Source organism: Paraburkholderia sp. GAS448 (genome assembly GCF_050435685.1).
Taxonomy (GTDB): domain Bacteria; phylum Pseudomonadota; class Gammaproteobacteria; order Burkholderiales; family Burkholderiaceae; genus Paraburkholderia.
The window spans coordinates 82975-98848 of record NZ_JBNDKT010000027.1 but is presented as its reverse complement, the minus strand read 5'-3'; the positions used below and the strand labels follow the sequence as shown (position 1 = coordinate 98848).

Annotated in this window: 17 protein-coding genes; 4 read left to right on the top strand and 13 right to left on the bottom strand. The window is 60.3% G+C overall.

What is annotated here, in order from left to right:
• Window positions 1-16: 16 nt before the first annotated feature.
• From P3T23_RS34460 to P3T23_RS34445, 4 genes are all read left to right on the top strand, one after another.
• Window positions 17-1042, top strand: a complete 1026-nt coding sequence (locus P3T23_RS34460; protein WP_429320541.1) for an acyl-CoA dehydrogenase family protein — start codon at window positions 17-19, stop codon at window positions 1040-1042.
• 13 nt (window positions 1043-1055) lie between these two features.
• The gene (paaG, locus tag P3T23_RS34455) at window positions 1056-1841 is read left to right on the top strand and encodes a 2-(1,2-epoxy-1,2-dihydrophenyl)acetyl-CoA isomerase PaaG (protein ID WP_429320540.1); all 786 of its coding nucleotides are present in this window, start codon (window positions 1056-1058) and stop codon (window positions 1839-1841) included.
• Between the two features lie 61 nt (window positions 1842-1902).
• Entirely contained in the window at window positions 1903-2898 is a 996-nt protein-coding gene (locus P3T23_RS34450) for an NAD(P)H-dependent flavin oxidoreductase (RefSeq protein ID WP_429320557.1), read from the top strand.
• Window positions 2891-3337: a Zn-ribbon domain-containing OB-fold protein gene (locus P3T23_RS34445; protein ID WP_429320539.1), complete on the top strand. Its 447-nt coding sequence runs from the start codon at window positions 2891-2893 to the stop codon at window positions 3335-3337. The genes P3T23_RS34450 and P3T23_RS34445 overlap by 8 nt, the downstream gene beginning before the upstream one ends.
• Before the next feature lie 132 nt (window positions 3338-3469).
• Here P3T23_RS34445 and P3T23_RS34440 read toward each other — a convergent pair whose 3' ends face one another.
• From P3T23_RS34440 to P3T23_RS34380, 13 genes are all read right to left on the bottom strand, one after another.
• The gene (locus P3T23_RS34440) at window positions 3470-4198 is read right to left on the bottom strand and encodes an SDR family NAD(P)-dependent oxidoreductase (RefSeq protein ID WP_429320538.1); all 729 of its coding nucleotides are present in this window, start codon (window positions 4196-4198) and stop codon (window positions 3470-3472) included.
• 44 nt (window positions 4199-4242) lie between these two features.
• Window positions 4243-5034 carry an SDR family NAD(P)-dependent oxidoreductase gene (locus P3T23_RS34435; RefSeq protein WP_429320537.1) on the bottom strand — a complete coding sequence of 264 codons (792 nt, stop codon included), beginning with the start codon at window positions 5032-5034 and terminating at the stop codon, window positions 4243-4245.
• 1 nt (window position 5035) lies between these two features.
• Complete coding sequence (locus tag P3T23_RS34430; protein WP_429320536.1) at window positions 5036-5785, bottom strand: SDR family oxidoreductase; 750 nt, start codon at window positions 5783-5785, stop codon at window positions 5036-5038.
• 74 nt (window positions 5786-5859) lie between these two features.
• On the bottom strand, window positions 5860-6624 hold the full coding sequence (locus P3T23_RS34425; RefSeq protein WP_429320535.1) for an SDR family oxidoreductase: 765 nt from the start codon (window positions 6622-6624) through the stop codon (window positions 5860-5862).
• Between the two features lie 103 nt (window positions 6625-6727).
• Window positions 6728-7624, bottom strand: a complete 897-nt coding sequence (locus P3T23_RS34420; protein ID WP_429320556.1) for an SDR family NAD(P)-dependent oxidoreductase — start codon at window positions 7622-7624, stop codon at window positions 6728-6730.
• A 34-nt stretch (window positions 7625-7658) separates the two neighbouring features.
• The gene (locus P3T23_RS34415; RefSeq protein WP_429320534.1) at window positions 7659-8528 is read right to left on the bottom strand and encodes a MaoC/PaaZ C-terminal domain-containing protein; all 870 of its coding nucleotides are present in this window, start codon (window positions 8526-8528) and stop codon (window positions 7659-7661) included.
• The gene (locus P3T23_RS34410) at window positions 8525-9364 is read right to left on the bottom strand and encodes an enoyl-CoA hydratase-related protein (protein ID WP_429320533.1); all 840 of its coding nucleotides are present in this window, start codon (window positions 9362-9364) and stop codon (window positions 8525-8527) included. The genes P3T23_RS34415 and P3T23_RS34410 overlap by 4 nt, the downstream gene beginning before the upstream one ends.
• Before the next feature lie 11 nt (window positions 9365-9375).
• Window positions 9376-10515: a thiolase family protein gene (locus P3T23_RS34405; RefSeq protein WP_429320532.1), complete on the bottom strand. Its 1140-nt coding sequence runs from the start codon at window positions 10513-10515 to the stop codon at window positions 9376-9378.
• Between the two features lie 9 nt (window positions 10516-10524).
• Complete coding sequence (locus tag P3T23_RS34400; protein ID WP_429320531.1) at window positions 10525-10947, bottom strand: Zn-ribbon domain-containing OB-fold protein; 423 nt, start codon at window positions 10945-10947, stop codon at window positions 10525-10527.
• A 13-nt stretch (window positions 10948-10960) separates the two neighbouring features.
• On the bottom strand, window positions 10961-11821 hold the full coding sequence (locus tag P3T23_RS34395; protein ID WP_429320530.1) for a MaoC/PaaZ C-terminal domain-containing protein: 861 nt from the start codon (window positions 11819-11821) through the stop codon (window positions 10961-10963).
• A gap of 13 nt (window positions 11822-11834) precedes the next feature.
• Window positions 11835-12701, bottom strand: a complete 867-nt coding sequence (locus P3T23_RS34390; RefSeq protein WP_429320529.1) for an SDR family NAD(P)-dependent oxidoreductase — start codon at window positions 12699-12701, stop codon at window positions 11835-11837.
• 108 nt (window positions 12702-12809) lie between these two features.
• Window positions 12810-14294 carry an aldehyde dehydrogenase family protein gene (locus tag P3T23_RS34385; protein ID WP_429320528.1) on the bottom strand — a complete coding sequence of 495 codons (1485 nt, stop codon included), beginning with the start codon at window positions 14292-14294 and terminating at the stop codon, window positions 12810-12812.
• A 120-nt stretch (window positions 14295-14414) separates the two neighbouring features.
• Window positions 14415-15704: an amidohydrolase family protein gene (locus tag P3T23_RS34380; protein ID WP_429320527.1), complete on the bottom strand. Its 1290-nt coding sequence runs from the start codon at window positions 15702-15704 to the stop codon at window positions 14415-14417.
• Window positions 15705-15874 lie beyond the last annotated feature (170 nt).

Here is a 15874-nt window from a genome sequence, read left to right as displayed (position 1 = left end):
CACTTGAGAGGCATACATGAATCTGCTGCTTTCCGAAGATCAGGTCCAGATTGTTGACACACTGAAACACTTTCTGTCCGAAGAAGCGCCCGTCTCCCGCTTCCGTCCCCCTGCGCCTCAAATCGGCAATCAGGATCATCGGCTGTGGCCGCACCTGGCAGAACTCGGCTTCCTCGGCGTCTCCATTCCCGAAGAATCAGGAGGAATAGGTTTGAGCAGCGCAGAAGAGATGGTGGTCTATCGCGAGTTCGGGCGGCACCTGATCTCTCCCGCCATCATTGGCTCGATGCTCGGCGCGCGTGTTGCTGCAGCTGCGGGCGATACAGCGCTGCTGCACGATCTGCTATCTGGCAAGGCGCGCGTCGGGCTGGGGAATCCGCGCGGAGATGCAGGCATCGGACCGCTCTGTCACGGAGAATTTCACCTCATCGAAAGCATCGATGCACCGTGGGTACTATGCTGCGATGAACAGGGCGCTGCACTGCTCAGGCGCAGCGACTTCACGGCGATCGAGCAGGTCCACGCGATGGATCACTCGCTGTCGCTCGAACGCGCCCACCTGGAAGACGTTCGTCCCGCTGCGTGGGTCAGTATCGAGCAGGACGCGATTTACACGCGCGCGCTCGTGCTGATCGGGGCCTTCGCAGTTGGACTCGCCGAAGCCACCCGAGACATGGCCGTCGAGTACGCGAAGATTCGCGAGCAGTTCGGCAGGCCAATCGGTTCGTTTCAGGCCATCAAGCATATATGCGCCGATATGGCGATCCGTGCTGAGTCGGCTCTGTGCCAGGCAGCCGTGGCGTCGTTGACGCTAGCCGACAATGACGCGGGCGCCGGCTTTCATGGCACAGCCTGCAAGCTGGTCTCGATCGACGCCGCACTGAAGAACGCATCCCAGAACATCCAGGTGCACGGCGCAATTGGCTTCACCTCGGAAGCGGATGCCCATCTCTATCTCAAGCGTGCACACGTGATGGACCAGCTGTGGGGCGACACGCGCGTCCAGCGCGAACGGATGCTGCACACACCATTTGCCGGTTGATACAACGAGCCTTATGACTTACCAGACAATTCTCTTTGAACGTGGTTCTGGTGTTGCGCGCCTGACGCTCAACCGCCCGGAGCGGCTGAATGCCTTTAACACGCAGATGCACAAAGAAGTGGCCGACGCACTTACCCGAGTCGAGGCTGACGCGGAGGTGAGGGTTCTGCTGCTGACTGCCGCCGGCAAAGGGTTCTGCGCAGGTCAGGATCTCGCGGAACGTGACGTCCAGGCGGGGCCGCTCGATCTCGGGCGAACGACCCGCACTTATTACAACCCGCTCATCCGTCGTCTCGCCGCATTGCCGATGCCGGTTGTCTGTGCGGTGAACGGTGTGGCGGCGGGAGCTGGAGTCAGCCTCGCGCTCGCTTGCGATGTGGTGATTGCGTGCTCGAGCGCGCGGTTTGTCCAGGCTTTTTCCAGCATCGGCCTCGTACCCGATGCAGGCGGCACCTGGACTCTGCCGCATCTTGTCGGGCAGGCCCGCGCGCTGGGATTCACGCTGACGGGCGGCACGCTGTCTGCGGCAACAGCAGTTGAATGGGGCCTGATATGGAAAGCGATCGACGACGAGCACTTCGAGGCAGAACGCGAGGCATTGGTCGAGCAGCTTTCTCGCGGCCCGACGAAAGGCCTGGCGAACGCGAAACTTGCCATCCGCCATGCGGCGCGCGCAACACTCGACGAACAACTGGATATCGAATCGGAGTTGCAGCGCAAATGTGGATTGACGGATGACTACAAGGAGGGGGTATCCGCATTCAAGGAACGGCGTCCGCCTCGCTTTACCGGCCGATGAACATGTCCCGCTATAGCTGGCCGTACCTGATCAACTGTCTCGAAGCCGAGTGAAAGCACCCATGTTAGAAAATCGTGTCACGCAAATCCTGGGCATCCGCTACCCTGTCATCCAGGGTGGGATGCAATGGATCGGAAAGGCAGAGCTTGCATCCGCAGTTTCCAACGCCGGCGGCCTTGGCGTGCTGACAGCGCTGACTCAGCCTACGCCTGCTCATCTGGCGCAGGAAATCGAACGGTGTCGGTCGATGACCGACCGTCCATTCGGCGTCAACCTGACCATCCTGCCTACCGCGTCCGCGCCTCCCTATGAAGAGTATGTCGACGCGATCATCGACGCAGGCGTCAAGATTGTCGAGACAGCGGGGAGCAGTCCCAAGGCGTTTATCGAACGCTTCAAACGTCACAAGGTGACGATCGTCCACAAATGCACATCTGTGCGCCACGCGGTTTCTGCCGAGCGAGCCGGCGTGGACATCATCTCTATCGACGGCTTCGAATGCGCCGGACACCCCGGGGAGGACGATGTCCCTGGGTTGATTCTCATCCCGCTTGCAACCCGGGCACTCACGATTCCCGTTGTTGCGTCGGGCGGCATCGGAGACGGACGAGGCATGGCAGCCGCACTCGCGCTCGGCGCTGAGGGCATCAACATGGGAACGCGCTTCTTATGCACCCGGGAAGCGCCCGTACATGACGATCTGAAGCGGGCATTGGTCGCAGCAACCGAAAAGGATACCAACCTGATCTTCCGGACACTGGGTAACACGGCCCGCGTCTTCAGGAACAGCGTATCGGACGAGGTGATCGCCCTGGAACGGCAGCCAGGGGGCTGCAAATTTGAGGATATTCGACACCTCGTCATCGGTACCCGCGGCCGGGATGCCTGGATATCCGGTGATTCCGACGGCGGCGTGCTGACAGCGGGCATGGTCATGGGCCTGATTGACGATGTTCCAACCTGCGCCCAACTGATCGAGCGGATCGTTCTGGAATGTTCAACGCGTCTGCGCGAATCACTCTCCTTGCTTGACAAATGCGGAGGCCGCAATGAGTGATGCGTCAACGGACCACCCCCAAGGGGCCATCGAGTCGATCCCTCGGCGGCATTTGCCTCGCCTGACCGACGAAAACACATTCTTCTGGCAGGCCGGCGAATCCGGCAAGCTGCACTTCATCCGCTGCGACGCCTGCGGATTCTATGTTCACCCGCCTCTTCCTATCTGCCCCCGCTGCAAATCGCGCGAAGTCGCTCCCTGCGCCGTCTCCGGAAAGGCGACGGTCGCGTCCTGCACGATCAACCATCAAATATGGGAGCGCGGCCTCGAAGCGCCTTATGTGATCGCCATCGTTGAGATTGCGGAACAAAGGGATCTGCGACTCACAACGAATATCGTTAACTGCTCACCTGGAGATGTAAAGATCGGCATGCCGGTACGGGTGCTCTTCGACAAACGCGAAGACGTCTGGCTGCCGCTGTTTGAGCCGGATGTTTAGCACCGGGAAAACTACGGCTCGCAGACGACGAGTAAGTTGGCCGGTCACGGATACCAACCCTGCACCGGCGGTACTGAGAATCTTTCGCTTTTTGTCCATGGCGAAACGCGTCGAACCGATGTCACTGAAGCGCTATGTCACGTCGTGCGAAACACGCGGCTTGCCACTAACAGAAAACAGGCCACCGCTCATGATGAAAGCTGCATCCTGGCTCAACAACACCATTACCTCAGCTATTGCCGACGGAGGCGTCCAGGACGACGTATCGGCAGCAGGCATATCGGCCCTGTTTGCTGGCGTATCCATGATCTCAGGCATCACGCAAAACACACCGATTTCCTCCTTGCGCAACTCCGCTGCCATGCTTTCTGTCAATCGCATCACAGCGCCTTTGGCAGCGGCATAAGCGCTCATACATGCCTGACCGCGCGTATGGGCCGCAGCGCCGACGTTGATGACGGTGCCTTTTTCTCCGGATATCATCAACGGCACCACGGCGCGAACCACGTTGATCATGGTCACCGCATTCAGGTCCATCATGCGATGCCAGACATCCACTTTCATCTGGTGGACCGGTTCACCATAGTAAAAGCCACCGGCTACGTTGCAGAGCACGTCGACCGTGCCAAACTTTTCGACGGCAACAGCCACGGCCCTGTCGACCGATTCGGTATCCGTCAGGTCAGCCGACATCAGCAGACGATCACCTGATTCGGTGGGGTAAGCCGCATGAAGTGCCGCCTCGTCGACGTCGATCACCACCCGTCGGCTTCCGGTTCGCGCGAAAGCGCTCTCGACCGCACGACCAAGCTGGCCCGCACCTCCCGTTATCACGACAACCCGGCTCCTCGACGCGCTCATCTCATTCCTCGCAAAAGAAAATGCGCTGCATTGAGCAACGCTGGCTAAAAATCGGTGCCACCGTCGATATTGACCGTCGCGCCTGTCACATACGAAGCGCGGGCAGACAGCAGATAGGCAATGAGATCGGCAAACTCTTCATGGCGCCCAGCCCGCTCCAGCGCAACCGACATGCCAGACTCGCGGCGCACCTGCTCATAGCGCGCCTTGCACTCGGGCACACCATATCTAGCCGCAAGTGCCCGGTTGGTCTGCGCATCCCTGTCGATGATCCCTGGCGCGATGCAATTGGCGCGCAAACCCCGTGATCCATAAGTCCGCGCGATATTCTTTGCCACGCTGGCTACAGCGCTTTTCATCGCCGTGTAGGCGACAAGGCCTGATTTCTGCGCGCGGATCGAAAGCGCAGACGTGAGAACAATGGCGCTATCGGGTGTTCCTAGCAATGCTGGCAGCGCTGCGCGACAACTGCGAACTGCCAGCATCAGGCTCTGCTCGAAATACGACTTCCAGTCGCTGTCGTCGAGTTCGTGCAGCAGCGCGCGCGTGCCCATGGGACCGGCCACCACCGCAAGGCGATGCAGGCCGCCGAAATGCGACACCGTCTGCGCCACAACATCGTCCATGAAACCGGCATTCCCAGCATCACCCGCAATGCAGAGAACCTCCACCCCGGTTGCCGTCAATTCCGTGCGGATCCCTTCAAGCTCCCGCTGACGGCGCGCCACCAGTGAGAGCTTCGCCCCTTCCCGGCCAAGAACCCGTGCGGCGGCCGCGCCGATCCCGCTACTACCTCCGACGATCAGCACGACCCGATCGCTGAGATCAAGTTCCATCTCAGATCCTGAGAACGGTGCCGCCGTCCACGCACCAGGTCTGTCCGGTGACCCAACCCGCATCGTCGGATAGCAGGAAAAGGCACGTGTTCACGACATCCTGCGTGGTCCCGATGCGACGCAAAGGCAAGTTCGAAAGCAGTGCCTGAAGACGCTCTGGTGGGACACTGGTACGGGTCGCGGTCGTATCCGTCGGGCCCGGCGCGACACCATTGACGCGAATATTCAACGGCCCAAGTTCGCGCGCCAATCCGATCGTGATGGCGTTCAGGCCGGTCTTCGCAATCTTGTAGTAGTTACCCGCTTCGTAAGCAGCAGTCGACGATTGGTTCACGATTGCCCCGCCGCCACGCTCCACCATCAACTTATAGACCGCGCGCGTAACGATCAGCGCGCCGTTCATGTTGACCTCCATGAACCGCTGGTAATACGCGTAATCGACCTCAAGCAGGCTTTCACGCCGCATTCCCGCAAAGATCGCCGCATTGTTGATCAGCAGGTCGACCCCGCCGAAAGCTTCGGCCACGCGTGCCGCCAGATTCGCAGCCGACTCGGGCGATGAGACGTCGGTCTTGACGAACAGCGCGCGGCCTCCCGTCCCGACGATCTCCTGCGCGACGCGCTGACCGTTCTCCTCGTTAATCTCCGCCACCGCGACCGCAGCCCCCTCGCGAGCCAGTGCGCGTGCGTAGGCTTCGCCGATACCTTGTCCGGCACCGGTCACGATCGCGATCTTGTCCTGAAAACGCATTTCGACTCTCCCGCCATTCTCATTCAAGTTTGAGATCCGCGGCACGGACCGCTGACCCAGCTTGCATTGTCGGCTTAACCTGACGACCGTAGATCAAGCAGGTCGATATTGGCCTCGCGCGGCAAAGCCAGCACATCCATTACCGCCCTCGCGGTAATCTGCGGTGAAATCGGCTCGCCCGACGACGCGTGGTAGCCTTCCGCCTTCACGATCTCGTGATAGCGCGTTCGGCGCTCCTCAGGCCAATCCCGATTGAACCCGCTTTCACTCATCCGGCCCGAACGTAGGACAGTGATACGGATACCCTGCCCTCGCAATTCCGTTCGCAGCCCCGCCGACAGGGTTTCCATCGCGCTTTTGGTGGCTGCGTACACCGTCAGAAACGGATAAGGTCGGTTCACCGACTCCGACGTGACATTGACAACGCCCCCTCCTCCCCGCGCCTTCATCAAAGGAATGGCTGCGCGTATGCAATAGATCGGACCGAGCAGATTTGCGCCGACTTCTTGCTGAAGCAGTTGATCATCTGCCTCCTCAATCGTCTGCAAATGACCTATCGCGGCGTTGTTGACAAGAAAATCGACGCCGCCGAAGCGCCGGTGTATCGCATCAAATGTCTGACGTACGGCCAACGGGTCAGAGATGTCCGTGGGAAAAACCACCGCCATCGCGCCCAATTCTGCCGCAGCCGCTTCTAGCGCAGCGACGTTGCGCCCCAACATTGCCACGCTGCCGCCCTCGTTTATGAAGGCCTCGGCAATCCGCTTGCCGAGACCGCGGGCGGCGCCGGTCACCACAGCAATTTTGCCCTGAAAGCGCTTTGACTGATCCGTGCTCATCTGCCACCCTCGCTCAACCAACACGCGGCCACCTCAATGCTGCTCTTTTCCATCTGGCTCATGTCGTCCCCCTCCAGGCATGTCGTTGCGTGATCCAGCGAGTTCAGATTGGATCCCACGGTGTGATAGCCATCGACGGCACGTTCTCATAGAAGCTGGGCGCGAGCGCGGGGATCGCATGTTCTGCGATGGTCTCAGGCGTCCATCCATCACTTCTGTGCAAGGTGCGCAGGATGCGCGGCTGACTGAAGAGATAGATCTCATTCGCGCGCACGCCGAATATTTGGCCCGAAACGTCAACCGCCTGATCACTTCCGAGGTACACGGCCAGTGGTGCAATCTTCGCGCTTTCCATCTTCTTGAGCTTCTCGATCCTGGCGATGTTCTCAGGCGTATCGGCAGGGATATTCGCCGTCATCGAAGTCCATGCCCACGGCGAGATGCAGTTTGAACGCACCTTGAATCTGGCCATGTCCAGCGCCAGCGACTTCGACAGGCCGACAATGCCCATTTTTGCCGCAGCGTAGTTGGCTTGTCCGAGGTTGCCGACCAACCCGCTCGTCGAAGTCATATGGATATAGCTTCCCGACGCCTGGCTTTTGAAGTGCGGCGCGGCGGCGCGCGCGACGTAGAATGAGCCATTCAGGTGCACGTCCAGCACGGCCCGCCACTCCTCTTCGCTCATATTGAAGAAAAAGCGATCGCGTGTGATACCCGCGTTATTTACCACGCAGTCAATCCGGCCAAAGTGGTCAAGCGCGGTCTGAACAATGCGCTGCGCAGATTCGTTGCTGGCCACGCTTTCCACTGCCGGAGCGGCCTCTCCTGCTTCAGCCCGAATCTCCGCGACAACCTGTTCGGCGGCGAAGCCCTCACTGTCCACAGCCCGACCGGTGTCGTTGACGATAACTCTCGCACCGTTAGCGGCGAACGCCTTTGCGAGATCGCGGCCGATGCCGCTTCCGGCGCCGGTCACTATGACCACCTTCCCTTCTACCATTTTGCCCACCGCCCATCTCCTGTTTTACAGCGTATCAATCGATTTCGATCACACCGTTGTCCAACACGATCGCGTCACGCGCCATCACGCGCGCGCGTAGCCGCAGTGTCCGGTCGCCTATGTGCCACAGCTCGAACCGGATTTCCTCACCCGGGTACACGGGCGCCGTGAAGCGTGCGGCAATCGCGCGAAGTCTTGTGGCGTCATATGACAGGGCAGCACGTAGCACCGCGTGGCATGCCATACCGTATGTGCAGAGCCCGTGGAGGATCGGTTGACTGAAGCCCGCCGCAGCAGCGATCTCCGGATCCGCGTGCAACGGATTCAGATCGCCAGTCAACCGGTATATCAACGCCGCCTGAGGCAAGCTTGAAATGTCGATTACGAGGTCTGCCGGCCCCTCGGGCATCGACGGCAACGGATCAGGAACCGGGTCGGAGGCGCCGCTGAATGCGCTGAAGCCGCCGTCCCCGCGAAGAAAGCTCACGTTGCGGCTCTGTGCGACCAACTCACCCGTCCCCTCATCGACGAGGTCTCTGAGCACGACGCCGATTGCACCGCGACCTTCACCCTTATCGCTCAGTGAATGCACACGGTTTCTGGCGATAAGGCATCCCTGTGCTGGCAAAGGCCGGATTATCCGCAGGGATTGCTCGCCGTGCACCAGTTTCAACGCGTTGGCGCCCGTGCGTGGATCACGCCACCAGGCACCCGGAGCGCCCATCACAGTGGCCATCGTCGGAACCGCGTGCAGGTCTTTTTCATACACGTAGCGCAACTGCCCGCGGTCTGTCGGCTCAACGCCAAGTCCAACGCTCAGCGCATAAAGCATCGACTCGCGAGCCGTGTACGGATAACGAACGTCCTCGAACTTCCACGATTTCACAACGTGATAGTCGATCATGGCCGCGCTCCTTTCAGTGCCGGGCAATCACGCAGTGGCTCATCGTCTGCAATCTGCTCGCCCTGCCAACGGGGAAGGCGCCTTTCAGCGAACGCCCGTGGCCCTTCGGTAGCATCATCGGATGCGTACATCGCCAAAACTGCCGGATATTGACCCTGCAGACTCAACGCCTCACTCAGCCCAGCTTCGTCGAGCCCGCGCAGGATCGTCTGCTTTGTTGCTCGTACGGCCAACGGACCACTCCGCAGGATCTCGTTCGCCCAACGGCGTGCGACGTCGACGGAGGTCCCCGCCGGCACAACTTCGTTGACAAAACCGAGATGGTTAGCCTCGGCGGCATCGACGCGACGCCCCGTCAGTGCGATCCCCATCGCAGCCTTGAGGCCGATTTCCCGGGGCAGACGGTGTAGACCACCCGCCAACGCGGCAAGCCCCACCCGGACTTCTGGTAACGCGAACTGCGCACGCTCATCTGCGACGATCAGGTCGCAGGCGAGCGCCAGTTCAAAACCGCCCCCGACGGCCAGGCCGTTGACCGCCGCCAGTACCGGCTTGTCGAGATCAAAGCGGGCCGTCAGACCGGCAAAACCCGACTCCGGCATGCGCTGCCGCCCTTCGGCCACGCGGAACTTCAGGTCGTTACCCGCACAGAACGCACGGTCGCCAGCGCCGGTGACAATTGCAACCCATTGGCTACTGTCGAACTGGAACGCGTCGAAGGCCGTGGCGAGTTCGTGGTGCGCTGGCGGATGCAGCGCATTGAGCACGTCGGGACGGTTTATCGTAATCAACGTCAGCCGGGCTTCCTGCATAACGGAGATAAACTCGTATTGCATGACGACCTGGCTCAGACTTTTTCGAGGATATGCACCGCACAGGCGCTGCCAAGCCCGACCACGTGCGTGAGGCCAAGCCGTGCACCTTCCACCTGCCGCTGGCCGGCTTCGCCGCGCAACTGCGTCACGACTTCATAGATGTTCGCAATGCCAGTTGCACCAAGTGGATGTCCTTTTGACAGGAGTCCTCCAGAAACGTTGACCGGGATGCGGCCACCGAGCGCCGTCTCGCCCTTATCGATCAGGCTTGCGCCCTCTCCCTCCGGGCACAGGCCCAGGTTTTCGTAGTGGGGAATCTCAGCTGTGGCAAAACAGTCATGCAGTTCCACAAGATGCAGTTCGTCTGGACCAATGCCAGCCATTTCGTATGCTGTTTTCGCCGCAAGACGCGTCACCGTGTTGACATCCTGCATCACCAGATTGCGCTCCGACCACGCGTCGCTCGCGAGGGCCGACGCCCTCACTCTCGCGGCTCGCCGCTCGAGCCCCAGTTCCCGAGCCTTCTTTGCCGACATAAGCACCGCCGCCGCAGCGCCGTCGACATTAACCGAGCACATCAGCTTTGTGTTCGGGTAGGCAATCATCTCCGCGTTCATCACTTCCTCGAGCGGCGTCTCTTTCTGGTACATCGCCTTCGGATTGAAGGTCGAGTGATGGTGGTTCTTCACCGACACCTTGGCAAACTGCTCAAGCGTGGTCCCATATTTACGGGCATGTTCCATGCCCATCATGGCGAAGACCGCCGGCATCGTTTCCGAACCGATGAGACCCTCGACCGGCAGCGGCTCGTTACCTACCTTCTTCTTGACGATCATCCCGGGCTGCATTTTCTCGACGCCGATGCAAAGCACAACGTCATAGAGTCCTGCCTTGATTGCAGTCCATCCTTCACGCAATGCCGTCGCCCCGGTTGCACACGCGTTGGTGCAATTGACGACCGGAATCCCGGTCTGTCCGATCAGTTGCAACGTGCGCTGCCCCGTCATGGTTTCGCCGATGTTTCCGCTATAGAGTGCCTGCACGTCTCCGATGGCAATGCCACAATCATCAAGCGCGCCTAGCGCCGCTTCGGCAGCCAGTTGGACGACGGTACGGTCGGGATAGCGCCCGAACCGGATCATGTCGATACCTACCACATATACGTCGGACATATCTGCCTCTCAAGCCGGAACAAAGAAATGGGCGAGATAGCCAAGCGCGTCGGCGTTGGCCGTTTCGGCGCCGCGAAATACCATCTTTACGGGCATTCCGAAGGCGAGCGCGTCTGCCGTGGGCTCGACCTCGAGCAGGTTCCCTTTTACGGACGTTCCATCGTCAAGGTCGACCACTGCCGAGACGAAAGGCACGGAGATACCCGGATAACTGCGGTACACAATGGTGTAGTTGTACAGACGACCGTATTCACTCAACGGATAGCTCTCCATGAATCCGCGCACGCCGCAGCGCGCGCAGTTCTCACGGGCGCCAACGAAGCGCGCCCCGCATGCCCGGCATTTACTTCCTTCCAGCCAGGCCGAGCCGTCGTCGCCTACCCTCGTGTAGGAGGTGGCGGGCTTTAGGGCGTCGAAGCTGCAATGTTCCATAGTGTTCTCACAATCAATTGATCTGCGCGAGCGTTGCTCTGCCGTTCCTGATTACCTTGATATCCCGGGCACGCACACCGACTTCGAACCAGACATCGTGCGCATCGCGCCACAGATCCACCGTAAGCAGATCCCCCGGAAACACTGGCGCCGAGAAGCGGACCGAGAACTCGCGAATACGTGCGGGATCGTAGTCACAGAATGCCTGCAGGACCGCGCGGCATGCCATTCCGTAGGTGCACAACCCATGCAGGATCGGCCCTTCAAAGCCAGCCGCACGCGCTAATTCCGGATCCGCATGCAGCGGATTTCGATCGCCGCAGAGGCGATAAAGCAGCGCCTGATCGCGCCGCGTAGGCAATTCAATCGTCACGTCCGGCTGCCGCTCGGGCGTGACGTTCATAGTCCGTGTGTCGGGTGGGCCGCCGAATCCACCGTCCGCCCGTGCAAATGCGGTTCGGGTAAGCGTCGCGAGCGCCTCTTTCGAGTCGAGGTCGCGCAGGACGGTTTCCCTCTGGATGACCGCCCCCTTTCCTTCTCCCTTGTCGTAGACCGCAAGCACCCGGCTGTCCGCGATCACGCTGCCGGTGACCGGAATCGGCTTATGGACGATCAAGGCTTCTTCACCGTGCAGTGTCTTGCCGCGATTGACGCCGATCCGCTCGGGCGTGATCCCGGCGCCCCAGGCCGCGACCGCTGCGAACGTGGGCACGGTCCGCAGTCCCTCTTCGTAGACAAAGGGCAACTCCCGACGGTCGAGCGGATCGGCTCCCATGCCAATCGCAAGCCCGTACAGCATCGTGTCCCGATCCGTCCAGGAAAAATGCCGCCCCTCTTCCTTGAGATCGAGCACGGCGGGGTACTGGATAGCCATGGATGCTTCCTTCCTAGTGGCTCTTCTGCGCCGGCCCGTAGGCATTGACAAAATTGAGATCCCGCTCCGGCAGCATGACTTTGCCTGCTGCAACGGCGGCGGCCAACGCGTGGGCGTCGAACTGTTCTGGCGGAACGATCCCCGGACCAATCTCCATCCGGATCTCGCCGACATAGCCACCGCCAGCCAGAAGCGTCTTGCCCGTCTGCTGGCCAGACAGATCACTGACCATGTACAGCAGCACTGGAGCGACGCGCTCGGGCGTAAAGACCTTCTTGTACTCGTCCGACACCATGCCGTCGATCAGCTGGCTGGCCGCCGCGGGCGCGATCGTCCAGACCCGGATACCGTACTTCAACCCTTCCTGAGCAAGCGAATTGGAGAATCCCCAGATACCCGCCTTCGCAGCACCGTAGTTGGTCTGGCCGAACTTGCCCCGCAGGCCGGAGGTTGACGTGGTGTTGACGATCACGCCGCCGCGCCCCGCCTCCTTCATCTGGCCGAAAACAGCCCGCGTCACACAATACGTTCCCTTCAGATGCACGCGAATCACCGCATCCCAATCAGCTTCCCCCATCTTCAACAGCGACTTGTCGCGCAGGATGCCGGCGTTGTTCACGAGAATATCCACGTGGCCAAACGCCGAAAGCGCGTCTTGAAGAATGCTTTCCCCGCCTTCAACACTACCGACGTCTGCCACGCTCGCGACAGCCGTGCCGCCCGCTTCGCGAATGCCAGTTGCGACTTCCTCTGCGGGCCCTTGGGCATAGTCGTTCACGACAACCGCCGCTCCCTCACGCGCCAGCAACTGCGCATATGCACGTCCCAGCCCGGCGCCAGCACCGGTCACTACCGCTACCTTCCCGTCCAGCAAACCCATTTCATCACTCCGTTCTTTGGCAACGTGGTGTCAGGGCGCGGGTCCGCGCCAATCGTCGTGAGATGCACACGCATCTGAGCAGACGCGACCCGTTCGCCTGGCCGCCGTTCAACCGGCCTGAATCTCAATCAGCTTCGTTTGTGTAAATTCATTCAGACCGTCCTCGCCCAGTTCCCGACCGTAGCCAGAACGTTTGACACCACCGAACGGGCCATCTGAAAGCTGGGTGCCGGCGCCGCCGTTAAGCGTCACCCCACCCGTGCGAATCGCGCGAGCCATCTCAAAGGCGCGACCCACGTTCGCACTGATGATTCCACCCCGCAGACCAAAGCGTGAGTCGTTGGCAATGGAGATCGCCTCATCGTCGTCGTCGAAGCCAATCACTACTCCGACCGGTCCAAATATTTCGTCCTGTGCGATCGTCGATCGGCTTTCGACGTTGTCAAAAAAAGTGGGCTCGTAGTAGAAGCCCTTGACCAGATCCGCTGGGCGCCGACCACCGGCCATCAGCGTCGCTCCACTGTCGATACCCTGCGCGACGTAACGCTCGACCCTCTCACGCGCGGAGGCCCGGATCAGAGGCCCCATCTCGGTGTCTGAGGCACGCGGATCCCCAACCTTGACCGCTCGTGCCATCGCTGCCAGCTGCTTGACGAATTCCTTGCGCAGCGAGTTGTGCACGAGCACGCGGGTGTTCATGGCACATCCTTGCCCCGCATGACTGGTGAAACCCCGCAACGCCTGACCGAGCGCCATCTTTACGTTCGCATCCTCGCGCACGATCAGGGCAGACTTGCCGCCCAGTTCCATGACAAGCCGCTTCAGCGTCGGTGCGCTCTGCGCGACAATCGCCGCGCCCACCTGGTCGGAGCCCGTGAAGGTCACCATGTCGACCCTGGCATCCGCTGTCAGTTGTTCACCAACTTCCTTGCCGCCAGTGATGACGTTCAGCACGCCCTTCGGCAATCCAGCCTCTGCCGCTGCACCAGCCAGCACCAGCGCCTCGAAAGGTGTATAAGGCGATGGCTTCAGCACCACGGTATTACCGGTGACCAATGCCGCCGCAACCTTAACCACGTTGAGGAAGTACGGATAGTTGTAAGGCGTTATCGCCGCAACCACGCCCACCGGTTCACGCACGACAAAAGCGGTCCCCAGCACAGTGCCGGGTCCACCGCCTCGGGTCAGTTCCGGCGCAAGCGCCCGGATATCCTGGCGCAAGGCCAGCTCCAGAATGCGCCGAAAGTGCTTCATCGGCACATCAAACTGCCGCGCTTTCGCATTCGACTGAACGGAACCCGCTTCAAGCACAATCAGTTCGCAAATCTCTGCGGCTCGCGACTCCAGCACGTCATACATTCTTTGCAGGTATGCAACGCGCTCACCGATACTCATGGTGGGCCACGAACCGGTGTCGAACGCCGAGCGTGCGGCGGCAATGGCCGCCTCTGCATCGGCGACTCCGCCATACGGCGCCATCGCGATCACTTCTTCGGTCGCCGGATTGAGCACCGGGTCTTCATGCCCCTCGCCCGGTGCAACGAACGCGCCGTTGATATACAACGCCCCAGCTTGCTGCAATGGCAAATTCAAAACCGTTCTCCCTATCTTCAGGCGCACTCGCCCACAGTCCTATCCGATTCGACCGCGGATCCCGCGGTAATGACACACTAATCCAGTGTGTAAGCTGCGGCGAAGCATCCGGCCAGTCAGTCAGACGTGCGACAGAATTTTTTTGATGTCTGCGGAGGTCACAGGCTTATCCGACGACGCGGACGGATTCAGGCCGCCCCGCGAGATCGGTCGTGTGTCGACCTTTTCAGCCAGTTGCCGCAACGCACCCACCGTACAGTTTTCACGCCCCAGAATTGAAAACGGGTCGTAGCTAAACTCCCGCATCGCATTCAGATGAGTGATCTTGTTGATATCGGTTGATGGAAGTGCCCGGATGCTCTGCCAGAGATGCTCCGGAGAATTGGGCCAGGTCGCGTCCGAATGCGGATAATCTGCTTCCCATGTGATCATGTCGATGCCGATATCCTGCCGGTTGCGCAATCCGAACTCGTCGTCGATGAAGCACGTGATGACGTGGCGCCGAAAGACATCGCTCGGCTTGTCCTTGCCGAAGTTCGCGCGTGTCCACGCGCTATGCTGCTGGTAGGTAAAATCGGCCCGCTCGAGCAGGTACGGAATCCATCCAATGCCGCCCTCTGAAAGCGCCATGCGCAGACCGGGGTAACGGCGCCAGAAGCCGGCGAACAGCCAGTCCGCTGCAGCGTTCGCAATCGAAATGGGCATCGACGTAATCCACGCGTCGATCGGCGATTCGTCTGACGGATAGGGCGCGTTTCCGCCCGAGCCAATGTGGCAACAGATCACCACGGCGTTTTCCTCGCACACCGCCCACAGCGGTTCCCAACATTCGTTGTGCAGACTCGGCAGACCGATCATCGACGGATTGTCCGGAAACGTGATTGCGTGACAACCGAGTGCGACGAGGCGCTTCACTTCATCCACTGCGAGCTTGACGTCCCAGAGTGGAAGCATGCCGAGGGGGATAAAGCGTCCGGGGTGCCTGCCGCACCAGTCGTGGAAATGCCAGTCGTTGTAAGCCTGAATAGTGGCTAACGCAAGCTCCTTATCCTGCATTTTCTGGAAGCGAGCGCCTGCAAATCCCGGAAACGACCCAAAGCAGATCGAGCCCAGCACGCCGTTAGCGTTCATGTCTTCGATGCGGGCGTCGACGTCATAACACCCCTTGCGCACCTGATCGAAAGAAACCGGCTCGAACCCGTACTCCTCTTTAGGCCGTCCAGCGACAGCATTGAGCCCGAGACCAGGCGCGCGCTGCCCCTCGACCACCCAGTGGTGCGCCCCACCCGTCCCGCGAACCACCTTCGGCGCCCGCTCCCTGAACGCTGGACGGATGTGGCGCTCGAACATGTCCTCGGGCTCGATCAGGTGATCGTCAACGCTAACCAGAATAAGGTCCTGCAGCTCCATGTGCGTCTCCTGTTTGTATTTCATTGTCATAAACTGACTTAGATTCAGTTTATTCACCTAACTTATGGATGTCAACGCCCGAGATTTATAGCGGGCAAACATTAGGGTAATACCGAACAAAGATCAGTAGACAAAAGCTGACGGTTCGTCCATTATTGAATCGTGATGTT